The organism is Nostoc punctiforme PCC 73102, from assembly GCF_000020025.1.
Taxonomy (GTDB): Bacteria; Cyanobacteriota; Cyanobacteriia; order Cyanobacteriales; family Nostocaceae; genus Nostoc; species Nostoc punctiforme.
The window spans coordinates 4,511,204-4,533,911 of record NC_010628.1 but is presented as its reverse complement, the minus strand read 5'-3'; the positions used below and the strand labels follow the sequence as shown (position 1 = coordinate 4,533,911).

Annotated in this window: 15 protein-coding genes; 9 read left to right on the top strand and 6 right to left on the bottom strand. The window is 42.4% G+C overall.

The window, feature by feature from the left end; all coding sequences use genetic code 11:
• Window positions 1-238 precede the first annotated feature (238 nt).
• Window positions 239-1,570, top strand: coding sequence for a DEAD/DEAH box helicase (locus tag NPUN_RS18180; RefSeq protein ID WP_012409963.1), 1,332 nt, complete (start codon window positions 239-241; stop codon window positions 1,568-1,570).
• An 81-nt stretch (window positions 1,571-1,651) separates the two neighbouring features.
• Here the strand turns inward: NPUN_RS18180 and NPUN_RS18175 are convergent, their stop codons facing one another.
• Both NPUN_RS18175 and NPUN_RS18170 read right to left on the bottom strand, forming a co-directional pair.
• Window positions 1,652-2,866: a DUF790 family protein gene (locus tag NPUN_RS18175; protein ID WP_012409962.1), complete on the bottom strand. Its 1,215-nt coding sequence runs from the start codon at window positions 2,864-2,866 to the stop codon at window positions 1,652-1,654.
• Window positions 2,796-4,421 carry a DEAD/DEAH box helicase gene (locus tag NPUN_RS18170; RefSeq protein WP_012409961.1) on the bottom strand — a complete coding sequence of 542 codons (1,626 nt, stop codon included), beginning with the start codon at window positions 4,419-4,421 and terminating at the stop codon, window positions 2,796-2,798. The genes NPUN_RS18175 and NPUN_RS18170 overlap by 71 nt, the downstream gene beginning before the upstream one ends.
• A gap of 168 nt (window positions 4,422-4,589) precedes the next feature.
• On the opposite strand from NPUN_RS18170, the gene NPUN_RS18165 reads away from it, so the two are divergent.
• Both NPUN_RS18165 and NPUN_RS18160 read left to right on the top strand, forming a co-directional pair.
• Entirely contained in the window at window positions 4,590-5,834 is a 1,245-nt protein-coding gene (locus NPUN_RS18165; RefSeq protein WP_234710946.1) for an adenylate/guanylate cyclase domain-containing protein, read from the top strand.
• 295 nt (window positions 5,835-6,129) lie between these two features.
• Window positions 6,130-9,249 carry a PAS domain S-box protein gene (locus NPUN_RS18160; protein ID WP_012409959.1) on the top strand — a complete coding sequence of 1,040 codons (3,120 nt, stop codon included), beginning with the start codon at window positions 6,130-6,132 and terminating at the stop codon, window positions 9,247-9,249.
• A 302-nt stretch (window positions 9,250-9,551) separates the two neighbouring features.
• Here NPUN_RS18160 and NPUN_RS42010 read toward each other — a convergent pair whose 3' ends face one another.
• Window positions 9,552-9,692 (bottom strand): hypothetical protein, encoded by a 141-nt coding sequence (locus NPUN_RS42010; protein WP_167315645.1) that lies wholly within the window; start codon window positions 9,690-9,692, stop codon window positions 9,552-9,554.
• A gap of 72 nt (window positions 9,693-9,764) precedes the next feature.
• On the opposite strand from NPUN_RS42010, the gene NPUN_RS18155 reads away from it, so the two are divergent.
• From NPUN_RS18155 to NPUN_RS18140, 4 genes are all read left to right on the top strand, one after another.
• A complete protein-coding gene (locus NPUN_RS18155; protein WP_012409958.1) occupies window positions 9,765-11,630 on the top strand; it encodes a tetratricopeptide repeat protein in 1,866 nt (621 codons plus the stop codon).
• A 273-nt stretch (window positions 11,631-11,903) separates the two neighbouring features.
• Complete coding sequence (locus NPUN_RS18150) at window positions 11,904-12,566, top strand: class I SAM-dependent methyltransferase (protein WP_012409957.1); 663 nt, start codon at window positions 11,904-11,906, stop codon at window positions 12,564-12,566.
• A gap of 213 nt (window positions 12,567-12,779) precedes the next feature.
• The gene (locus tag NPUN_RS18145) at window positions 12,780-14,165 is read left to right on the top strand and encodes an AAA-like domain-containing protein (protein WP_012409956.1); all 1,386 of its coding nucleotides are present in this window, start codon (window positions 12,780-12,782) and stop codon (window positions 14,163-14,165) included.
• A gap of 132 nt (window positions 14,166-14,297) precedes the next feature.
• On the top strand, window positions 14,298-15,860 hold the full coding sequence (locus NPUN_RS18140; RefSeq protein ID WP_012409955.1) for an AAA-like domain-containing protein: 1,563 nt from the start codon (window positions 14,298-14,300) through the stop codon (window positions 15,858-15,860).
• A 38-nt stretch (window positions 15,861-15,898) separates the two neighbouring features.
• Here the strand turns inward: NPUN_RS18140 and NPUN_RS18135 are convergent, their stop codons facing one another.
• Together NPUN_RS18135 and NPUN_RS18130 are read right to left on the bottom strand one after the other, a co-directional pair.
• The gene (locus NPUN_RS18135; RefSeq protein WP_012409954.1) at window positions 15,899-16,327 is read right to left on the bottom strand and encodes a helix-turn-helix domain-containing protein; all 429 of its coding nucleotides are present in this window, start codon (window positions 16,325-16,327) and stop codon (window positions 15,899-15,901) included.
• Window positions 16,311-16,610: a type II toxin-antitoxin system HigB family toxin gene (locus NPUN_RS18130; RefSeq protein ID WP_041565499.1), complete on the bottom strand. Its 300-nt coding sequence runs from the start codon at window positions 16,608-16,610 to the stop codon at window positions 16,311-16,313. Before NPUN_RS18130 ends, NPUN_RS18135 begins: the two co-directional genes overlap by 17 nt.
• A 244-nt stretch (window positions 16,611-16,854) precedes the next feature.
• On the opposite strand from NPUN_RS18130, the gene recQ reads away from it, so the two are divergent.
• The gene (gene recQ / locus NPUN_RS18125; protein WP_012409953.1) at window positions 16,855-19,014 is read left to right on the top strand and encodes a DNA helicase RecQ; all 2,160 of its coding nucleotides are present in this window, start codon (window positions 16,855-16,857) and stop codon (window positions 19,012-19,014) included.
• A gap of 131 nt (window positions 19,015-19,145) precedes the next feature.
• Here the strand turns inward: recQ and tftA are convergent, their stop codons facing one another.
• On the bottom strand, window positions 19,146-20,498 hold the full coding sequence (gene tftA / locus NPUN_RS18120) for a hormogonium tapered terminus morphoprotein TftA (RefSeq protein WP_012409952.1): 1,353 nt from the start codon (window positions 20,496-20,498) through the stop codon (window positions 19,146-19,148).
• A gap of 141 nt (window positions 20,499-20,639) precedes the next feature.
• Here tftA and dnaG point away from each other — a divergent pair, with 141 nt between their 5' ends.
• The gene (gene dnaG, locus NPUN_RS18115; RefSeq protein WP_012409951.1) at window positions 20,640-22,688 is read left to right on the top strand and encodes a DNA primase; all 2,049 of its coding nucleotides are present in this window, start codon (window positions 20,640-20,642) and stop codon (window positions 22,686-22,688) included.
• The last annotated feature ends 20 nt before the right edge of the window (window positions 22,689-22,708 follow it).

Sequence of the window (22,708 nt, the reverse complement as noted above, 5' to 3'; positions counted from 1 at the left end):
TAACGAATTTCTCCTAATTGTTCAATACTTTACATTCCAAGTAATGCTAATTTAACACAACACTGAATCAGAGCAACTTTAACCACACAATGAACTACAATCTGTTAGAATGTGGGACTGCGGCACTCGCTCTTCAGTCTTTGCGTTACTGCCCATCCAGCCTTTCAAGACTTTTTTATCCGTCCGCCTAAGACTGACGCCGCCATTGGCGACAGGCCGATGTTACTTTTGGAGTTTTATGAATTTTTCTACTCTCGGCTTGTCCAATGAAATTATCCGTGCGGTTACAGAGCGAGGCTACACCGAACCTACGCCAATTCAGAGACAGGCGATTCCTGCCGTCTTATCGGGTAGCGATTTACTAGCTGGGGCACAAACTGGCACTGGAAAAACCGCTAGTTTTACCTTACCGCTTCTACATCGGTTATCGTCCGAGAAGAACGTCAAAGTTACATCTAATGGATACCGCCCGATCCGGGCACTGATTCTCACCCCGACTCGTGAACTCGCAGCCCAAGTGGAAGAAAGCGTGCGCGAGTACGGCAAATACTTGCAGCTCAACTCAATGGTGATGTTTGGGGGAGTCGGTATTAATCTGCAAAAACAGCGTTTGAAGAACCGAGTGGATATCTTGGTTGCTACTCCAGGGCGATTGCTGGATCACGTACAGCAGGGCACGCTGAACCTGTCACATATTGAGGTTTTAGTTCTAGATGAAGCAGATCGGATGCTGGACATGGGCTTTATCCATGATATCCGCCGCATCCTTGCAATTTTGCCCAAACAGCGACAAAATTTGCTATTCTTCGCTACTTTTTCAGACAAAATTAAAGCGCTAGCCGCCGGACTACTCAATAACCCGAAGATGATTGAGGTAGCACGCCGCAACGTCACCGCCGAGACGATCGCCCAAAAAATTTACCAAGTAGACCGTGACAAGAAACGCCAATTACTTGCTCACCTGATTCGGCGCGATAATTGGTATCAAGTGCTAGTGTTTACTCGTACTAAGTATGGCGCTGACCGTTTAGTCAAGCAGTTGGGTGAAGACCGCATTCAAGCACTTGCAATCCACGGGAATAAGAGTCAGCCGGTGCGTACCAATGCTCTGGCAAAGTTCAAGAATGGTAGCTTACAGGTATTGGTGGCGACAGACATTGCTGCTAGAGGTCTTGACATCAGCGAACTACCCCATGTAGTCAACTTCGATTTACCTAATGTACCGGAAGATTATGTTCATCGCATTGGGCGAACTGGTCGTGCTGGTGCGTCAGGTGAAGCCGTATCGCTGGTGTGCGTCGATGAATACAGTTTATTGACAGATATCGAAAAACTGATTGAGCAGCGTTTGCCAAGGGAAGTAGTTGCTGGCTTTGGCCCTAACCCCGATACAACGGCCGAACCAATCCCTAATGGACGGCAACACAGACCCAAATCTGGAGGTGAAAAGCGATCGCCTCGGACTCCTAAACCGTTACCACGGACATCGGCTAAACGTAAAGCAGCACCACCCGCGACTAATGGCGAGAAGCCTGGGGCTCGTTCGTCTGCATCGCGCCGTTCTAAGTAGGGACTAGGGACTGGGAATTAGGGAAGACTTTTCCAAATATGAAATATCCAATACCAAGTAACCCAGTTCCCACTCCCATAATCAATCCATTACAGCTAAGACAGCTTTCGGCAATAACTTATCTTTAAACCAAACAATTCTGGCGGGGACATCATTTAATTTTACTCCCGCCTTTTCTAAATTAAGTCTTTCAGAAATTGCCAAAATTAAGTCATCACGTCCAGCCCGCCGCACCTGAGAAAACTTTTTTTGTAAATATTCTGGTCGCCAATAACCAACAATTTCTAATAAGAAAGTGCGTCCATCAGAATGCACTAAGCGAAAATCGGGAATCATCACACTACCGGGGATTGGGATCAAATCAACTTCTCGCTCTAATGCCCAGCCGCTTTTCAAAGCATCCCACTTATCAGCAAAGGATGCTTCTAGCATACTATCGTAGGGTTTCCCTGGTGGATAGTGGGATACTAAACCACATTCAGAATTGAGGGTGAAACGTCCAGTTTTCCAAGCATTTGTATAAGCGTCGCGGGTTTGGAGAATCGAAGAAAGACTCCATTTAGTAACGTGAAGTAAAGCCGGAATAAGTTTAGCGATCGCTAACCCATATCGTGTACTAGGATTAAACAAACTCGTCGGCCCGTCAATGGTAATAGTAAACCCGTGGTCAGCATCGCCCTCAATATAAGCCATCAATTGAAACAACTTCAGATAGCGAAATAACAGCTTATATTCACCCGGAACATTACGATGAGCATTTAACACCAGTTGACTGGCTTTATAAAACACACCCTGCACTTGAGATAAGTTATATCTATTTAACAAATCTGGCGCTGTTGGTGCATCAAACACTGTCAAAATTTTATTTTCAGATAAATCAGCGTATAGTCCATTACGAACCTGTTCTAATAATACTTCCCGCTCAAGTTCTTGAGTTAACTCATCAGCAATTTTACTCAAAGTAATTTGTGTCGATTCTCGACTAGAAACCGATTTTGCCGCCAACGAAAACACCCGTTCTCTTAACATTTGTGGTTCCAAAGGACTAACCACCTCAAAAGTGCAAAAACTGCTTTTGAGAATATAAGCTAACCCTCGCTTCACCCGATAATCTGTAGAATCTCCCTCAAAATCAGTCAGTTGTCGCTCAAGTACACCCTGAGTCTTCCCCACTGCTGATTGAAAATAATTAATTAACTCAATCGCCAAATCCGAAGTTCCCCGATCAATCTTCAGTCTCTTCGGAATGATCTCCTCTCCGTTTTGGCGATGCATCAGTAAGTCTGTCGGTAACATCTGAATTCTGGATTTTAGATACTTCGACTTCGCTCAGTACAAGTTTTGGATTTTGGACTGAATAATTAATTTCTAACTGTTCCGCAGCCTTCAAACTCCTTTCCTTCTCACTCCCATACACAACCTGTAACTTCCCCTTTTTCTCCTCTTCCTCTCTGCGCCCTCCGCGCCTCTGCGGTTCGTTATTCCTCTCCCCTCTCCGCCTAGCCGAAGTCCCCTCCTCACTTGTATCCTCCGCCACAACCTCATACAAAATCGCCTGCTTATTCTCAATATTCCCCTTCCGTAAAATCCTTCCCAAGCGCTGAGTATACTCCCTAGCCGAACCCGTCCCCGATAAAATAATCGCAACAGTTGCCGCAGGTACATCAACGCCTTCATTCAACACATGAGAAGCAACCAAAGTATTATATTTACCCTCCCGAAACTTAGTTAGTATCTCATGCCGTTCCTTCACAGGAGTTTGATGAGTAATAGCCGGAATTAGCAACTCTTGAGAAATGCGGTAAACCGTTGCATTATCAGCAGTAAAAATTAAAATTCTTGCCGGATAATGTTCTGCCAATAAATTAATCAGAATTCGCAACTTCCCATCAGTCCCCAAAGCAATATCTTTTGCTTCCCGGTGCGCTAACATCGCCCTACGTCCAGATTGCGATCTAGCACTCATCTGCACAAACATTTGCCAACCTTGCAGACTTCCTAAAGAAATCTTCGATTGCTTCAAAAAGTCGTTGCGGGTTTGAATTAACTGGTTGTATCTTTCCCGTTCAAGTTGCGATAACTTTACCTTAATTTGGACAATTTCATGTTCTGCTAACGCCTTCCCCGCCAAATCCTCGGCCCGTTTGCGATATACTTCTTCTCCAATGAGAATATTTAAATCAGCGTGTTTACCATCAGTACGTTCGGGTGTAGCAGAGAGTCCCAGACGATAAGGTGCGATCGCATATTCAGCGATAACCCGATTAAAATCTGTCGGTAAATGATGGCATTCATCAAAAACAATCAGCGCATATTGATTTCCCAACGTCTCAGCGTGAATTGCTGCACTATCATAAGTTGCAACTAGAATCGCCGTTCTATCCCGCGAACCACCTCCCAGCAATCCCACCTCAGCATCGGGGAAAGCCGCTACTAAATGTGCATACCACTGATGCATTAAATCTAAAGTTGGCACCACAATTAGCGTTGTGCGGGGCGTTGACTGCATCGCCATTTGCGCTAAATAAGTCTTTCCCGCCGCCGTAGGAAGCACAACCACCCCTTGTCTACCCGCCAGTTTCCAAGCCGCTAACGCCTCAGTCTGGTGGGGATAGGGTTCCATTTCCAAAGTGGGAACCAAATCTACAGGATAAAATTGCTTGGCCTCATCGATAAAATTCACATCTTCCGCTTGTAGTGCTTCTACTAGCGATCGGTATCTAATTGCTGGAATGCGGAATTTTTCAACTCTATCATCCCACGTCGCATAATCCATCCAACCTTTGCCGCGTGGTGGTGGATGCAAAATTAATGTGCCACGATCAAAATTTAGTGTAGGGGTACGAGCCATTTATGGGAATTGGGTATTGGGGATTGGGTATGGGGGATTGGGCATTGGTAATTTTTCCATTCGCCATGCCCCATTCCCTAGTCTATTGATTACTAATAACGTAAAAAGTGCATGATTCATCCAATTAACTCTGACAAAACCCAACTAGATGCCCTCATTAGTCACGGAATGTCCAATCGGCAAACCAACAATAACCTTGCCGAATCCTACAAAGAACAGCGACAGAGCTTTCTACTAAAACGGCTGCAATTGCAGGCCCAGATTATGCTGGTAGCTGGCTTGACTTTAATCGCTTTTTTCCTTTGGGCAAATTCATATCTAGAAGCCAAGATATACGCTTTTAAAATTGGGATTGTCGTAGAATTATTCATTTTTATTTGTTGGGGTTTATGTAAAACTTCTATTGGTCGTCGCCATCCTGACTTAATTTTTTTGAGTTTATGCTGGGCTGTAACTTGTGTTGTCCAAATTGATATAGCTTTGTTGTTTAATAATCTGGAACCTAGAAGCAATATTTGGACTTTGATGTTTCTTACTCAGGCTACAATTATACCAGTTCAATGGTGGATGCATTTAATATCTCAACTCGGAACAATACTTTGCTATTTAATCTTATATTTCTTATATAATCCTATATTGAAGAATCCATCAGCTTTTTATGTTGAACAAGGATTATACTTCTTTTGGACTTGCATAATTTGTGTATTTTCTGTATTTTTATACGAACGCTTGCGAAAAAAAGAATTTTATGCGCGTAAAGCAATGGAACTGGCGCAGCAAAAATCGGAACGGCTGCTACTAAATATTTTGCCAGGAATGATTGCGGAACAATTAAAACAACAGCCTACAACTATTGCTGATAGTTTTATGGAAGTTACGGTATTATTTGCCGATATTGTTGGTTTTACAGAGCTTTCAGCTCGTACATCTCCTACGGAATTAGTCGAGTTATTAAATACAATATTCTGTTTGTTTGACCAATTAGCAGAACTTCACAAGGTAGAGAAAATCAAGACTATTGGCGACGCATATATGGCTGTTGCCGGATTGCCAAATCAGTCTAAGGATCATGCTTTAGCAATAGCTAATATGGCGTTGGATATGCAAAATGCTATAGCTATCTTTAATGCAGAAAATAATCAATTATTTAGCATCCGTATTGGCATTAGTACAGGGCCAGTTGTAGCGGGAGTGATTGGTCTGAAAAAGTTTGCTTACGATCTCTGGGGAGATACAGTAAATACTGCTAGTAGAATGGAATCACATGGAATAGCCGGTAATATCCAGGTTTGTGAAGCAACTTATCAGCTTTTAAAAGATAAATACTTATTCGATAAACGAGGTTTGATTCAGGTTAAAGGCAAAGGAGAAATGATGACTTATATCCTAAAAAAAGTTAATTTTAAAAACTAATACAAGTATGCTATTTGACGGATATAGAGAAATATAAAGTATATAATTAGAGCGATAAATCTTAGTTGTTTAACCTCTGCTAAAACTAAGCTTTAATCCTTTAGATAGATTCACAGCAAATAACTGCTTTAATGTGTATTATTTCGATGCATAATAAATATTGAGCGATGTCTACGACGGGCTGTGACGCTCTCTACGAGACGCTAGAAGCGAACGCAGACTGGTTAACGCATCGCATTCTCTAGCTGATTTTGGGAATAATCCTTTAGCTAGCTGCATAAAAGGAGAAGCCACATTGAAAGGAACACGTTCCCTTCTAGCACCCTATGCTGTTGCACTATTGGCTGTTGGTAGCGCATTGCTACTAACACTATTGCTACAGCCACTACTGAAACCAACTATTTTCCTGCTGTTTTTTGCTGCCGTGGCGGTTAGTGCTTGGTATGGTGGTATGGAAGCAGGGCTGCTGGCTACTGCTTTGTCTACTTTAACTGTTAGCTATTTTTTCTTAGAGCCAGTGTTTTCGCTCTCGGTTGCGAGTCTAGACAACATAAGACGGTTAGGCTTGTTTGTCCTGGTGACAACATTCATCACCTTGCTAAACTCAGAGTTACGCACTGCCAAACAACATCTTCAAATGAGTTTGCAGAAGTTAAAAGTGAGCGAGGCAAAGTTTAGAAGGTTGGTAGAGTCCAACATTATTGGGATAATTGTAGCCAATATGGATGGGGCGATCGCAGAAGCCAATGATGCTTTTTTACGAATGGTAGGTTATTCGCAAGAAGATTTACTTGCCGGGCGGGTTAGATGGCGCGATATGATCCCACCAAAATATATTGAAGCAAACAACAGTGCGATCGCAGAACTCAAAGCCAAAGGAGTATGTCAGCCTTTTGAGAACGAATACATCCGCAAAGATCAGAACTGTGTTCCCATCCTGCTAGGTTCTGCTTTGTTAGAGAATAATTCTAACGATATTATCTCTTTTGTCCTTGATTTAAGCGAACGCAAACAGGTAGAGCTTGCCCTATGCCAAAGCGAAGAACGCTACCGCGCTTTTTTAGAGCAGAGTTCAGAAGGTATTTGGTGCATTGAACTAGAAGTACCAATTTCGCCAGACTGTCCAGAAGATGAACAAATTCAACATTTTTACCAATATGTTTACTTAGCCGAATGCAACAATGTGATGGCACAGATGTATGGCTGTTCTCGTGCTGAAGAAATTATCAACGCCAGACTAGGAGATTTTCTCATTCCCTCCGATCCACATAATATTGCATACCTGCGTAATTTTATCCGTTCTAACTACCGATTAATCGATGCAGAATCTCACGAAATAGATAAGCAAGGTAATTCCAAATATTTTTTGAATAATCTGGTGGGAATTGTCGAAAATGGTCTTTTAGTTAGAGCGTGGGGAACTCAACGCGATATCACAGAACGCAAACAAGCAGAAGCAGCACTAAATCAACAAGAAGAGCAACTGCGGCTAATTACAAATGCTGTGCCTGTCCAGATTTCTTATGTTGATATCCAGCAGCTTTATCGCTTTAATAACAAGGGATATGAAGACTGGTTTGGACTTCCCGCTTCCGAAATTTATGGTAAACACATTAGAGAAATTATGGGAGAGTCGGTTTATCAGTCAATTCTTCCTTATGTAGAAGCAGTACTTTCTGGAGAGGAAGTCACTTATGAAACCCAATTACCTCATAAAGATGGCACACACCATTACATAAATGTAAGTTACGTTCCCCAGTTCAGCGAGCAAGGAAAAGTTGAAGGATTTGTTGCCTTAATCACAGATATTACACTTCATAAGTTAGCAGAAGCAGCACTAAAACAGAGCGAAAAACGGTTAAAGACACTCACCGAAAAAGTCCGCATAATTCCTTGGGAGGTAAATGCCACTACCGGAAATTTTACTTATGTAGGGCCGCAAACCGTTGAGATTCTTGGTTATCCATTATCAGACTGGTACATCGATGATTTCTGGCAAAAACACATGCATCCAGAAGATCGCGAGTGGGCTATTCAGTATTGCCAAGAATCTTCGCTGTCACTGAATAATTACGAATTTGAATACAGAATGTTGGCTGCTGATGGCAGAGTTGTGTGGCTGTATGACATTATTAATGTCGTGCGGGATGAGAATGGGCCGCAGCTACTACATGGGTTTATGCTCGATATTACTGATCGCAAGCAAGCAGAGCAAGAACGCGAACAACTGCTTGAGCGCGAAAAAGCAGCACGCGCTGATGCAGAATCAGCAAACCGGATGAAGGATGAGTTTCTCGCCACCCTCTCCCACGAACTCCGTACACCCTTAAACGCCATATTAGGTTGGACGCAGCTACTGAGAAATCGTAAGTTTGATGAGGCTACTACTGCGCGGGCGCTAGAAACAATTGAGCGTAACACTAAATCCCTCGCGCAACTAATCGAAGATGTCCTAGATGTGTCACGGATTATTAGGGGCACACTTCATCTCAGTATCCATCGGATAAAACTTGTACCACTTGTAGAGGCGGCAATCGATACTGTGCGCCCAGCAGCTGAGGCTAAAGAGATTAACATCAAGTGTAAATTCGATCCTGAAGTTGGGATAGTTGTGGGTGATACCAACCGCTTGCAACAGGTTGTGTGGAACTTGCTCTCCAACGCCGTCAAGTTTACATCCAAGGGCGGAAGCGTTGATGTGCAATTAGAGCGGATTGAATCTTCCGTGCAAATTCGGGTGAGTGATACGGGAGTGGGAATTGCTGCCGAATTTCTCCCCCATGTATTTGAACGCTTTCGTCAAGCTGACAGTTCCAGCACGCGATCGCATGGCGGACTAGGATTAGGGTTAGCGATCGTCCGTCACTTGGTAGAATTACACGGTGGCACAGTCTCTGTCGAAAGTCTAGGAGTTGGACAGGGAGCGACATTCATTGTCAATCTGCCGATGAAAGCCGTTTATGTAGAGGCTAATACAGCAGAGCAGCCTTCATCTCTGGTGGATGTCCCAGAGGCTAATAATTACCTGCCGAGATTAGATGACTTGCGAGTGCTAATTGTTGATGATGAGGCAGACGCGCGTCATTTACTCACCACAATTCTGGGACAGTATGGGGCGCAAGTCATAGCAGCTGCATCTGCTTGTGAAGCACTGCTTGCTTTGCAACAATTTCGCCCCCATATACTGGTGAGCGATATCGGTATGCCACAACAAGATGGCTACGCACTAATTCGTCAAGTAAGGGCGCTACCAACAGATCAAGGAGGGCGGATTCCAGCAGTGGCGCTGACAGCCTACGCTAGGGCAGAGGATCGCACGCAAGCGTTGTTAGCAGGCTTTCAACTCCACGTCCCCAAACCAGTAAATCCCTCTGAGTTAGCAGTTGTAGTTGCCAACCTCACCGGACGCACTTGAAGAATTAAAAATTAGAAATTAAAAATTAAAGATGAATTTAATATTTCTTTTGCTTTTTACTTTTGCCTTGTTTGATGAGTTTTTATAATGGTTTACGAGTATTAAAGGCTTATTAATGAGCCTTTAATACTCGTAAACGGAGTTCAAATACTCGGCGACGGAGATAAAAGATGGATTCATCCAGTTCAAATACTCGACGACGGAGATAAAAGGTGGATTCATCTAGTTCAAATACTCGGCGACGGAGATAAAAGGTGGATTTATCCAGTTCAAATACTCGTCAACGGAGTTCAAAGGTGGATTCATCCAGTTCCATAATGGATGAACCAAGTTTCCTCCTGCTCTCCTACCCCTTGCTCTCCAGTCACTGAGCGACTTGCCTTGACTTGTGCCGAGCGAAGCCGAGGTAGCGAAGCCGAGGTAGCGAAGTCGAAAGGAGCCAAAGTGCTGCCCCCTTCCCCCTTCTCCCCACTAGACTAGAATTAGAATTGACGTGACGTTTCTTAGTAGCTAAAGTGTCAGATTCTCTGCCATTGCGCGATCGCTATCTTGCCTTAATCGATGAAATTGTTGAAACCACCCTCAAGGGCAAAATTAGCTCTGTTGAGATGGTGTACCAAATGCTGCTTAAAGGAATTACTTCCGGTACAGGGGAAGTATTTGAGTTAGTTTTAAGCGATCGCTTGAATGCCCTCCAAAGCCAAGTAGATGGTGAAAAAGACGAACTCAAGAAAGCCAAAGCTACTCGCAGTTTGAGAGCCATTAAGACTATTCAGAGTCAATGGCAACGTTGGCAAGAGCAAAACAAAACCACAGAAGCGATCGCTTCGGCAGTTACAGAAATTACCACAGCCCCGGCTGACGAGCGACTGGCGACATTTTTACGGATTACTGACCCCAATCAGAAGTATCCGCTAAATTTACAACAGCTACAGCAATTATCAAAAGCATTACAGCAATTTGCCCAGGCAGATAGTGATTTAGAACAGTTTTCCGAAGGGATTACTCGTGGTTTAGCTTCTTGGCAGCGATTGCAAGACAACTTGCTCAGTTGGATGTACGAGCAAAAAGAAGCTTTAGGATTTGGCGGCGTACCGGGAGAACGTGGTCCTTGGGCAAGTTGGGCTAAACAACTCAATAGTGAGTTACCCAAAGCACTGCTTCGCACCTTAGCGATGGAAAAATCAGCAATTGAGTTCGCCCAGCGACAACGAGGAATCACCCTGAGAGATTGGGTGGAAATGGCATTAATTTTACAGTTCTTGCAACGGGGACTAATTAACTGGTTTGACCAACAAGCTTACGATGTTAAAGCCGGGCCAAAGTTGTCCATTTCCACTTTTTTGACCTTTGCAGTGATTTGGAGTCAATTAGCCAGTGGTTTTGCAAGTATTGGCACAGTATACGCCGATGCCTGTTCTCAAATCATGCTCCAGATTTTGCGAACCTTTGCCCAGCGTCCATATTTTCCCTTTTATGGCGGGATATTTGCCTCTTTTACTGGTACTTATTTGCGAGATGCCCTCGATTATTTAGATGAACCATTACGACGAGGTGAGGGAACCCAAGAAAAGGCGCGGATATTGACCCTTTTAGGTTATTCACAGCGTGCTTTGGGACAATACCAGCGCTCAATAGATTTTCATCAGCAGGCGTTAGAGATAGCCAGGAATGCAGGCGATCGCGCCTGTGAAATTGCCAATCTCAACCACCTCAGCCGCACCTACGTGCAACAGCAAAATTATGCTGAAGCAATTAACTACAGCCAACGAGCATTAATATTGAGTCGGCAAGCAGGCGATGCCTACGGCGGGCAAAGCCAACGCACAGGAGAAGCCAACGCACTAGTAAATTTAGGTTACAGCGAAGTCATGCAGGCTCAAGAACTGGAGAATCTAGAACCTGAAACTTATGAAGCTGCAATTAATTATTTGGAACAAGGTTTAAAATTATCAGAAAAATTAGGCGATATTCAAAGTAAAGCTTTATGTGTGAGTAGCTTAGGAATCGCTTATCTAGTAATTGGAGAACACCAAACTGCAATTAAATATTTGGAGGATGGCTTTAAAACAGCGCAAGTTTCCGGCGATTTGTATCTACAGGGGCGTAACCTAGCTTATTTAGCAGAAGCTTATTATCATCTCCACAATTCGGAAAAAACTGTTTACACAGGCTGTTTAGGAATGTATCTTTTGGAGCAAATTGCTTCTAATGAGTGGCGGCAAGCGGCAGGGTTACTAACAATTTTGCAGGGACAAATTGGGGCAGAAGCTTTCCAAAGTTTCTTACAGCAACATCGCCCTAAAATAATTGCGGTTATCGGTGTAGATGGGTATGATTACATTCCAAAATTATTAGAGATATACAAGCAAGATATGTGACTTCTAAAATCTTTGCTTTCTCCTCGTACCTCTGCGGTTTAAAATTAATCTATTGAACCACAGAGGCGTAGAGAACACAGAGACAATAGGAATTATTGTCCAAGAATTTTACTCACTTTCAAAAAGCATAGCGATATGGTTGGTTCAGTTAACACCAAAACCCTTCAACTGCGTAGGTTGGGTTGAGGAACGAAACCCAACATTTACCCTGCGTATTTACAATAAAACCAGATAATTAGTCTGTGGGGTTTAGATAAAAGAAAAACGCACCTTATGACCACTCAAACACTAGGACTTGAACAAAACCTTTATGACTATTTACTATCAGTCTCTCTCCGAGAACCAGAAATTTTAACCCAATTGAGGCATGAAACAGCCCAGCATCCAGTAGGTAGAATGCAGATTGCTCCTGAACAGGGGCAATTTTTGGCGTTACTGGTGCAGTTACTAGGAGCGAAAAAAACTTTGGAAGTTGGGGTATTTACAGGTTATAGTTCCCTGGTGGTAGCCTTGGCGTTACCAAGTGACGGCAAGGTGGTAGCTTGTGATGTGAGTGAAGAATTTACAACGATCGCTCGGCGTTATTGGCAGCAAGCTGGAGTGGCAGATAAAATTCAACTGCACATTGCCCCAGCTTTGGAGACTTTAGATCGTTTACTGGCAACGGGAGAAGCGGAAACCTTTGATTTTGCTTTCATCGATGCAGATAAGAGCAACTATGATACTTATTATGAGCGATCGCTGCAATTAGTGCGATCGGGGGGACTAATTGCGATCGATAATGTTCTCTGGTCAGGCAGGGTTGCTGACCCCCAGGTGCAGGATAATAGAACTAAAAGGATTCGTGCCTTTAATCAAAAGCTGCATCAAGACCGGCGAGTTAGTCTGAGTTTAGTAGCGATCGCAGATGGTTTGACTCTGGCACTGAAAAAGTGATGTCTTTCTAAATTTTCTAAAACCCAATCTGCTTAGGTTAATACTTAACTTTCCTTAATCTTGCTTAAAAATAAGCAAGCTTTTTGAAGTAAGCAGCATTAAATTATAGTTTAAAAAACTGTATTCTTAGAATCTTTTTTTAAGTATTTATTCGGTTGTATATTATTAATAGGTCAAAATAGATGAATTTATCTAGTAATTGTTTAAACTTTAATGACCGTGGAAGATATTCTGCAAGCAGTAGAAACAATTCTGCAAGACAAGCCTCTTGCTTCCATTCAGTACTTTGTGCTGTCTCAGTCGTGGTTGGGCAAAACTTATGGTGAAATGGCAGAGGAATCAGGCTACCGCGACAATTACATCAAGGAAGTTGGCTCTGAGTTGTGGCAAGACCTTTCCATCGCACTTGGAAAAAAAATAACCAAAAAAAATCTGCATTTAGCCTTGAAGAAATACCTGCAAGACGAAATAGGCAATCGCGAAAATCAGAGCCAACAAGAATTCAGTGAAGAATCTAACTTAGAAATGGTGTCTCCGGACTCGTTTTCAGCAAGCAAAATTGAATTTCCGAGCGGACCAGTACCACTGGGTTCTCCTCTTTACATCAACCGCCCCCCTCTGGAAGAACTTGTTTGTAACGAGATTTTATACCCTGGTTGCTTAATCCGAATCAAAGCACCTAGAAAGACAGGAAAAAGTTCGCTGCTCAACCGGATGATTGCTTATGCTAGAGAGCAAGGTTATCAAATCGTCTATTTAGACTTTCAAGAAGCCGATCAAGACGTTTTTGCTTCTCTTGATAAATTTTTGCGTTGGTTTTGTGTCAATGTCAGCAGACAGTTAAATCTTCTTCCCTGTCTAGATGATTTTTGGGATATGGAAATGGGCAGCAAGGTAAGCTGCAAAATCTATTTTGAAGCATATCTACTGCAATACATTGATAATAGTCCTCTAGTTTTGGCTTTAAATGAAGTCCATCGAGTTTTTGAACATCCCAATATTGCTCAAGATTTTCTGCCAATGCTGCGATTTTGGCACGAACAAGCAAAGCAGGATCAAATCTGGCAAAAACTACGGATGGTGGTAGTTCACACCACAGAAATTTATATTCCACTAAAGCTTAACCAATCGCCTTTCAATGTTGGGATCACAATTACGCTGCCACCATTGACTCTCAATCAGGTACAGAATTTAGCATTGTCTTATGGATTAAATTGTGCAGCCGACTCCGAAGGGGCAAAACGCCTTGCACCCCTACAAACGATGGTAGGAGGACATCCTTATTTGGTGAGCCTTGCGCTTTATCATCTATGTCAGGAGGAAATGACATTAGAGGTATTACTAGAAACTGCATCTACACCAGTGGGAATTTACAGTCAGCATTTACGCGAACTGTTGAGCTTACTACAAAAAGACCCAAAATTAATGTTAGCTATGCAGCAGGTAATTGCAACGGATCAAAAAGTAGAGCTAGACGCGATCGCTGCTTATAAGCTAGAAAGTATGGGTTTGGTTAAACTCAACGGCAATCAAGCTCATGTTATGTGTGAGTTATATCGCCTTTACTTTAGCCAACAGCTTGGAAAGCACTCAGGATAGTAATTGTTCTGGTAAACTGTTGAAAGATAAATAATCAAAATAAGTAATTCTCGTTCTTAATATGAATTTTATCAATTGTCCCGATAGAAATTTATTTATTCAGAATGGGAACTAATTAAAATTTTAAATAAAATGAACAGTTATCGATATCAAGTTGGTGGCACTTTAACCAGTGATGCTCCTAGCTATGTTGAGCGCAAAGCGGATGTGGAACTTTACGAAGCCTTAAAGCAGGGTGAATTTTGCTATATCCTAAGCAGTAGGCAGATGGGCAAATCTTCGCTTATGGTAAAAACCAAGCATCGCTTGCAACAAGAAGGCTTTAGATGTGTCACTATTGATATGACTAATATTGGTTGCGAAAATATAACTCCAGAACAGTGGTATAAGGGAGTTGTAGGCGATTTGTGGCTAGGTTTTAAACTGTTAGGAAAAGTCAATTTAAAAACCTGGTGGCAAGAAAAAAATGATATTTCTTTGCCCCAGAAACTTAGTCGGTTTATTTCAGAAATTCTCTTAGTTCAGTTTCCTAACGAAAGGCTATTCATTTTTATTGATGAAATTGATAGTATTCTCGGTCTCGATTTCTCTGTGGATGACTTTTTTAGCTTGATTCGGTTCTGTTATAACCAACGAGCAATTGATCCAGAGTACGATCGGATTACATTTGCAATTTTCGGTGTTGCTACACCTTCAGACTTAATTTTATATCAAAATCACATTACACCGTTTAATTTTGGTAAAGCTATCCGAGTAAATGGTTTTACATTTGAAGAAGCTCAAACACTATCTTTAGGACTGGATATTAAAGAAAATCATCCCCAAAAAGTTTTGAAAGAAGTATTAGCTTGGACAAAAGGGCAACCATTTCTTACTCAAAAGCTGTGTCGGTTACTTGTCAGTTTATCTCAAGATGATGGAGGTAGAAAGTTAAAAATCCCCCCTGGTACAGAAGAATTTTGGATAGAAAATGTGGTGCGATCGCATATCATCGATCAATGGGAATCACAAGATGAACCAGAGCATTTGCGGACAATTCGCGATCGCATCCTCAGAAACGAACAAATTGCCGCTAGATTGCTAGGAATTTATCAGCAAATCCTCCAAGGAGTGGAAGTACCAGCCGATGATAGTCGAGAACAAGTAGAACTATTGCTGTCTGGCTTGGTGGTTAAAAAGCAAGGTTTTCTCCAAATCAAAAACCGAATTTATGAAGAAGTTTTCAATTTAGAATGGGTTGGAAAAAAATTAGCTTACTTGCGCCCCTACTATGAAACCTTCAATGCGTGGATAGCCTCAAAAGAAAATGATAAATCTCGCTTATTGCGCGGACAAGCCTTGATTGATGCCCAAACCTGGGCACATGGCAAAAGCTTGGGCAACTTAGATTATCGATTTTTAGCTGCTAGTGAAGAATTAGATCGGCGAGAAATGCAGCAATCATTAGAAGCCGAACGTGCCAAAGAAGTTGAAGCACGACTTGCAGAACAACAAAAAAGATTAGTTCAACAAAAGAGAACTTCCACAATCGTAACACTTTTACTTGCAGGCATGACAATCAAGTTGCTGATTTCTATTGTGTGGGGAGTATCGCTTTTACGAAAGATTGACGCTTTGGAATCACAGTTAAAATGCACCCAAGTAGGACACCAAGGGAAAGTAATAACTGCAAATTCTCGCTTAGGTAGATGCTAACTAATTGAGAGTATCCCAAATGTGTAAAAATATAATCTTCAATTTTCTCGCTGCCCAAAGTCAAGATCCGTTAGGGAAAGCCCAGAATAATGCTCATTAAAAAACTTAGCTAGGGACTTAGCTTCAGATTGGGTAACTTTCCGTTGACCATTAACCACTTCCTTAACAATCTTAACAGAACCAAAAATTTCGACTAAAGAAGTTAGTTCTACATCAAACTCATGCATCAGGGATTCTAAAGTAGCCACAGGTTTTGATTTACCCATCGAGTAATGATGTTCCTCGTAATTTTCAATCAGAAGAACCAGCAACTCAAAAAGCGCAGTTTCAGCCTCTGCTAACTCACCAGACATCATCCCCTCTACTGCTGTTAAGGCTCTGTTATACTCCTCTTCTGTTTTAATTGGTTTAGGCTGATACTGAATCAGTAAATCAGTATAGGTTTGTTGACTAGAAGTAGGGATCATCTTTCCACCTTTCCTTATCGTATTCAGGATGGGTAAGAACGTATTTAATAAAAATTGTCTGGCTGGAATATCTAATATCTACAATCAAACGATAGTTATTACCTTTGATGTTAAACACTGTAAAGTTACCAACCGCTTCTGCTTTCGGATATCTTTTCTGAACATCTACCAAATTAGACCAGTTCGCAATAGATGCAAACTTGTACCAGTCATTGAGAGCATCTTCAGAATCAGCGTGTTGAACCCAGAATTCCCGCAATTTCACTTTGCTGATTACGTGCATCCCTAAAGTGAGAAATTTGTGCTTATCATAGCATTGATTGAGCCGAACGCTAGGGTAATAGTGCGATGCCTGCGGCGTGCGCCTACGACGTTAGTGCGTTAGCGTTCGCACAGCGTTCCGCAGTAAAGCTCACCGTAAGTATCGTAGATAAACACAGGTCTGACCAACACTGCCGATGATGTAAGTTAAAATCCTGATATCTTCAAAACTACTCACGCAGACAGCCCCCGAAAAAGCGATCGCTATGCTTCAGTATCCCAATCTCGAACAAGCGCTAAAATATCACTTCGGTTACGATAGGTTCCGCCCCGGACAACGGCAAATTATCGAAGATGCGCTGCAAAATCGAGATTTATTAATTGTCATGCCTACGGGTGGGGGAAAATCTCTGTGTTTTCAGTTACCTGCATTAATTAAAAAAGGCTTAACGGTGGTGGTGTCGCCATTAATTGCTTTGATGCAAGATCAAGTGGAAGGACTGCGTAATAATAATATTAACGCCACATTTCTAAATAGTAGTCTGAATCCCTATAAGGTGCGATCGCGGGAAGAAGCCATCCTCAGTGGTAAAGTCAGATTGCTTTACGTCGCCCCAGAACGTCTCTTGAGTGAAAGATTTCTCCCCTTTCTCGATTTAGTCAAAGAAAAAATTGGGATTGCGGCTTTTGCCATTGACGAAGCCCACTGTGTCTCCGAGTGGGGACACGACTTCCGCCCAGAATATCGGCAAATGAAATCTCTGCGGAAACGCTATCCTGATGTCCCTACCCTCGCCCTCACCGCCACAGCCACCGATCGCGTCCGTGCTGATATCATTCAACAACTAGGGCTAAAGCAACCCAGTATCCACATCGCTAGCTTTAACCGTCAAAATCTTTACTACGAAGTTCGTTCTAAAACCAAGTCTGCGTATGCTGAATTATTAGAACTTATTCGAGAGAATGAAGGTTCAGCAATTATCTATTGCTTGACGCGCAAAAAAGTTGATGAACTCACCTTTAAATTGCAAAATGATAAAATTTCCGCCTTATCTTATCATGCCGGCTTAAGTGATGAAGAACGCAGTAGCAATCAAACTCGGTTTATTCGGGATGATGTGCGCGTGATGGTGGCAACAATTGCCTTTGGGATGGGAATTAATAAACCAGATGTGCGGTTAGTAATTCACTTTGATTTACCGCGTAATTTGGAAAGTTATTATCAAGAATCAGGAAGGGCAGGAAGGGATAGCGAACCTTCACGTTGTACACTTTTTTTTAGTTTCAGTGATATTAAAACTATTGAATGGAGTATCGATCAAAAAACTGATCCTCAAGAACAGTTGATTGCTAAACAACAACTGCGTCAGGTAATTGACTATGCTCAAGGTACTGTTTGTCGGCGGACAATTCAGCTAGGTTATTTTGGCGAACGTTTTGATGGCAATTGTGCTAACTGTGATAATTGCCGTTATCCCAAACCAATGCAAGACTGGACAATTGAAGCCATGAAATTTTTATCTTGTGTGGCGCGTTGTAAAGAAAGATTTGGAATGCTGCACATTATTGATGTGTTGCGGGGGGCAAAAAGCCAGAAAATTATCCAAAACGAACACGATCAACTTTCTACTTATGGTATTGGCAAAGATAAAAGTGTAGATGAATGGCGAATGTTGGCGCGATCGCTTTTACATCAAGGTTTGGTAGAACAGACTAGCGATGGTTACTCTGTTTTGAAACTTAACCCCCTGAGTTGGGAAGTGATGCGGCGACAGCGTACAGTTTCTCTTGCTGTTCCTGTAGCACAGAAGATTACATGGGAAGAAGGGAGTGAGAAGGCTGCTGAGGCGGAAATTTTAATGCAGAGATTGCGATCGCTCCGTAAACAACTAGCTGATGAACAGTCTGTTCCACCTTACGTTGTCTTTCAGGATTCTACCTTGAAAGTGATGGCACAGGTACAACCGAAAACATTAACGGAATTTGGTAAACTTTCGGGCGTAGGTAGCCACAAACTTTCCCAATATGGTGATAAATTCCTCACAGAAATTCGTGCCTATCGCCAAGAAAAAGGTTTAATAGATCCACCACAAGTTAAATTTACACCCTCTGTTAGCTTACCTTCCGACACAGAAATAGTCACATTCCAATTACATAAACAAGGTTTAAGTGTTGATGAAATTGCCAAAAAACGCAACATTCGCCCAACTACAATTATTCGTCATCTGACAGATTTAATTGAAAAAAATCAGCCTGTAGATTTAAATCAGTTAGTATCTCTTGAACATCAGCAAAAAATTTGGCAAGTTTTAGAAGTTCTTGGTGATATCTCTTTGACTCCAATTCGAGAACAACTAGGTGAAAGCTATAGTTTTGATGAAATTCGTTTAGTACGAGGTAAGTGGCGGCGGGAAAATCGGAAGTGATAATTAAATTTTAAAGGATGTTTTCAAAGCGAATAGAATTTGCGGCTACACTAGACGCTTTGTAGCTTGCCGCAAAGGGCATAAAGGGAGAGAGGGTTCAAGTAATTAGGGCAAGTTTATTTAATCAACACTCAAAGAAGTCCTGCTGATTCATATAATCGTTTAAGCATTGCTGAAATCCTTGCACCATAATCTAAATCTGCTGACCATCGCCCTGATAGCTGATCGATTAATGTTGCAATTCCACGTGTGACAAAGCGAAACCTTGGATCTACTACTTCTTGTACCAAAGGTTCTAAACTGGCGTAAGCTTTCAAATGTTGGACGTGTGCCCTCACTCCAATTCTAGCGCTTGGAAAAGATGCAGCCTCTGAACCGCCACCGATCGCACCTAAACCTGCAAAGTTATTTTGCTCGGGTTTAATATCACCGCCAAAGCGTAAAAATCCAGTTTCTACACACATTTGGCAAAAAGCAATATCATAGTTTACTCCCTCTATCCCTGCTTCTTCTCGATAAAGTTTGGGAATATCAGGAAACTTGGCCAAAGCGCTTTCGTTATTGTTTCTGAGGAATAATTGTAACTGTATTTCCGAAGTATTACCGTTAGACATTACTCGTTCCAATTGACCAGGGCAAACGATCAAATTGGATCGCAAACTTACAGTCCGAGTTGCAGCGTCCCAGTTAACCGCAACATTAAAATCTCGTAGTTCTATTGCTTTAATATAAACTATTTTGCGATAGGTAATTCGATTAACATTAGCTGCTTTTGAAAGATCAATTCGCAGCCGATCTACTAAATCAATGGGGATGTAAGCATTGCCATTAACTAATACTCCTTGCTCTGAGTAATTTTGTCCATTAATATTGATATTAATTGGTGGATAATTTGCTTCGGTTGGAGTGCCAGGAGTAGGATCGATCGCACGGCTCCAAGTTGCCAATCCATCAGCAATTCCTAAAGCAAAATCGCGGCGACGAGTTTGCAGCAAAGCCCGATCCTCTGGATTGCTGAGAAAGCCTACTTGCATTGCCAAAGCTGGAAGCGTTGTCTGGCGACAGAATGCTAAACTACCTAATCCACTATCTGTATCTGGCTTGACTCCCCGATTTGGTAATTGGGGGACGCGGCGCAATAATCCCACTAGCAACTGTTCACCATTGCTTTTGCGATCGCTATTATTCGCAATATAAAAGACGCTAGCCCCACGCACAGAAGGGCTGTTAGCTGCATCAGATTTAATCTCTAAGGCAACATCACCCCGGCGGCCGCGAGAATTGATCCAGGTGATGGTTTGGGCGGCACTCAAGTCATCGGGAACTGCTAAAATTTCCAAATTCCGCGCCCTCAGTTCGGTGACGATCAAATCCCGCAGCAGAATCATCTCTTTAGCTTCAGTTGTACCACCTGCGATCGCACCTGAATCGATCCCTCCAGCTTCTCTGCCTCCATGAGCGGCTGATATAAAAATACGTCCCATTTTCAGTATTTCCTCTGATAAAATTAAATGTAAGCAATTGTATAGATCATTCTTGGTCTAGCAACAAGAATATAATAGCTATCAGTTGGTAAACCCACCGCAGTGTTAACTACCAACTCATGACTTAACAAATAGACTAGAATGCAAATCCCCCGCTTGCACCCAGATACAATTGAGGAAGTTAAACTACGGGCCGATATTGTAGATGTCGTTTCGGAATACGTAGTTTTACGCAAACGTGGAAAGGATTTTGTCGGTTTGTGCCCCTTCCATGACGAGAAATCTCCTAGTTTCACCGTCAGCCAGACTAAGCAAATGTACTATTGCTTCGGCTGTCAAGCTGGAGGAAATGCCATTAAGTTTGTGATGGAGTTGGGAAAGCGCTCTTTTGCTGATGTGGTGCTGGATTTAGCACGGCGTTACCAAGTACCTGTACAAACCCTCGAACCCGAACAACGCCAAGAATTGCAGCGTCAACTATCCTTGCGTGAGCAGTTGTATGAAGTTCTGGCAACGTCCGCCCAATTTTATCAACACGCCCTAAGACAATCCCAAGGGCAAAAGGCGCTTCAATATTTGCAATCTAACCGCCAACTCAAAGAAGAAACTATCCAGCAATTTGGCTTAGGTTATGCCCCCGCAGGTTGGGAAACTCTTTATCGTTATCTAGTGGAAGATAAACATTACCCAGCGCAAATCCTAGAAAAAGCGGGATTGATTAAGCCGCGCAAGGAAGGAGGCGGTTATTATGATGTATTTCGCGATCGCTTGATGATTCCCATCCGCGATGTTCAAGGGCGCGTCATTGCCTTTGGTGGCAGAACTCTCACAGATGAACAACCGAAATATCTGAATTCACCAGAAACGGAACTTTTTAGCAAAGGTAAAACATTATTTGCCCTCGATCAAGCCAAGGGCGGGATTTCCCAACTAGATCAAGCAGTAGTGGTAGAGGGATATTTTGATGCGATCGCTCTCCACGCTGCTGGGATTAATAACGCCGTTGCTTCCCTCGGTACAGCCTTAAGCTTAGAACAAGTTCGGCTAGTATTACGCTACACCGAATCAAAACAATTAGTACTAAACTTTGATGCCGATAAAGCCGGAACCAATGCAACTGAAAGGGCAATTGGTGAAATAGCTGAACTGGCATACAAAGGCGAAGTTCAGCTAAAGATTCTTAATTTACCCAATGGCAAAGATGCTGATGAATTTCTGAACACGCATAATCCAGAAGAGTATCAAGCTTTAGCTGCTCCAATTAAAAGGCTGTCCACCCTAGAAAAATTTCGATTTCGTATAGATGAATTATCTCCGTCTGAGCGGAAAGAACTTTTGGAAACCGCTCCACTTTGGTTAGACTGGCAGATTAAGCAAATTATTCAAGACCGGGACTTGAAACAGGCTACTGATTTTCAGCAAGTAACTCAGCAATTAGTCAAATTACTTAAAAAAATAGCTAACAGCGATACACGAAATTATTACGTTTCCTACTGTGCAGAAATACTCAGCTTGGGAGATACCAGACTTATACCTCTGCGAGTCGAAAATCTACTAACTCAAATTGCTCCGGCTGCGGCTGCATACACTAAGCCTGTATCAGCGAAGCAAGCATGGGGAAGTAGTAAAGTTTCTCAATCCCCACTTCCTACAGAACGCAGTCTTTTAGAACACGCAGAAGCCTTATTACTACGAATTTATTTGCATTGTCCCGAACAACGTCAAGCGATTATTGCCGAACTAGAGGAGCGAGATTTGCAATTTAGCCTTTCCCACCACCGATTTTTATGGCAACAGATTTTAGAAATCTCATCCAGTGATGGAGAGACGAGAAATTGGGCTTCGCCCCGCTTCGCTAATGCGTCTCAACCAGATTTAATCTCCCGCTTGCAAGACCATTTTTTAGAATTTAGCAGCGAGATGGGGTTAATTTCCCATTTATTCCATGTAAATGAAAAAAACCAAAAAGAAATACTTCGGACTCCGCAAGTAGTTCAAGCTGCGATCGCTTGCATGGATTTGGTGATGCTGGAAAAACGCTATCGCCACTTTTTGGAACTATGGCAACAAACCGATCCAGAAGCTGAACCAGAGCGTTATCAATCTTATTATCAAGCTTTCTATGCCGAAAAAATCAAGCTTCAGAAAATAGACCGACAGCGGCTATTTTCCATCACAGAGTTGTTGTAGCTTTGCACTCCTGAAGTTAC

Coding starts and splice junctions, on each gene's coding strand:
- NPUN_RS18170 (WP_012409961.1), bottom strand. CDS start 4,421: ATGGCTCGTACCCCTACACTAAATTTTGATCGTGGCACATTAATTTTG.
- recQ (WP_012409953.1), top strand. CDS start 16,855: ATGCTTCAGTATCCCAATCTCGAACAAGCGCTAAAATATCACTTCGGT.
- NPUN_RS18150 (WP_012409957.1), top strand. CDS start 11,904: ATGACCACTCAAACACTAGGACTTGAACAAAACCTTTATGACTATTTA.
- tftA (WP_012409952.1), bottom strand. CDS start 20,498: ATGGGACGTATTTTTATATCAGCCGCTCATGGAGGCAGAGAAGCTGGA.
- NPUN_RS18165 (WP_234710946.1), top strand. CDS start 4,590: ATGTCCAATCGGCAAACCAACAATAACCTTGCCGAATCCTACAAAGAA.
- NPUN_RS18135 (WP_012409954.1), bottom strand. CDS start 16,327: ATGATCCCTACTTCTAGTCAACAAACCTATACTGATTTACTGATTCAG.
- dnaG (WP_012409951.1), top strand. CDS start 20,640: ATGCAAATCCCCCGCTTGCACCCAGATACAATTGAGGAAGTTAAACTA.
- NPUN_RS18175 (WP_012409962.1), bottom strand. CDS start 2,866: ATGTTACCGACAGACTTACTGATGCATCGCCAAAACGGAGAGGAGATC.
- NPUN_RS18180 (WP_012409963.1), top strand. CDS start 239: ATGAATTTTTCTACTCTCGGCTTGTCCAATGAAATTATCCGTGCGGTT.
- NPUN_RS18140 (WP_012409955.1), top strand. CDS start 14,298: ATGAACAGTTATCGATATCAAGTTGGTGGCACTTTAACCAGTGATGCT.
- NPUN_RS18145 (WP_012409956.1), top strand. CDS start 12,780: ATGACCGTGGAAGATATTCTGCAAGCAGTAGAAACAATTCTGCAAGAC.
- NPUN_RS18130 (WP_041565499.1), bottom strand. CDS start 16,610: ATGCACGTAATCAGCAAAGTGAAATTGCGGGAATTCTGGGTTCAACAC.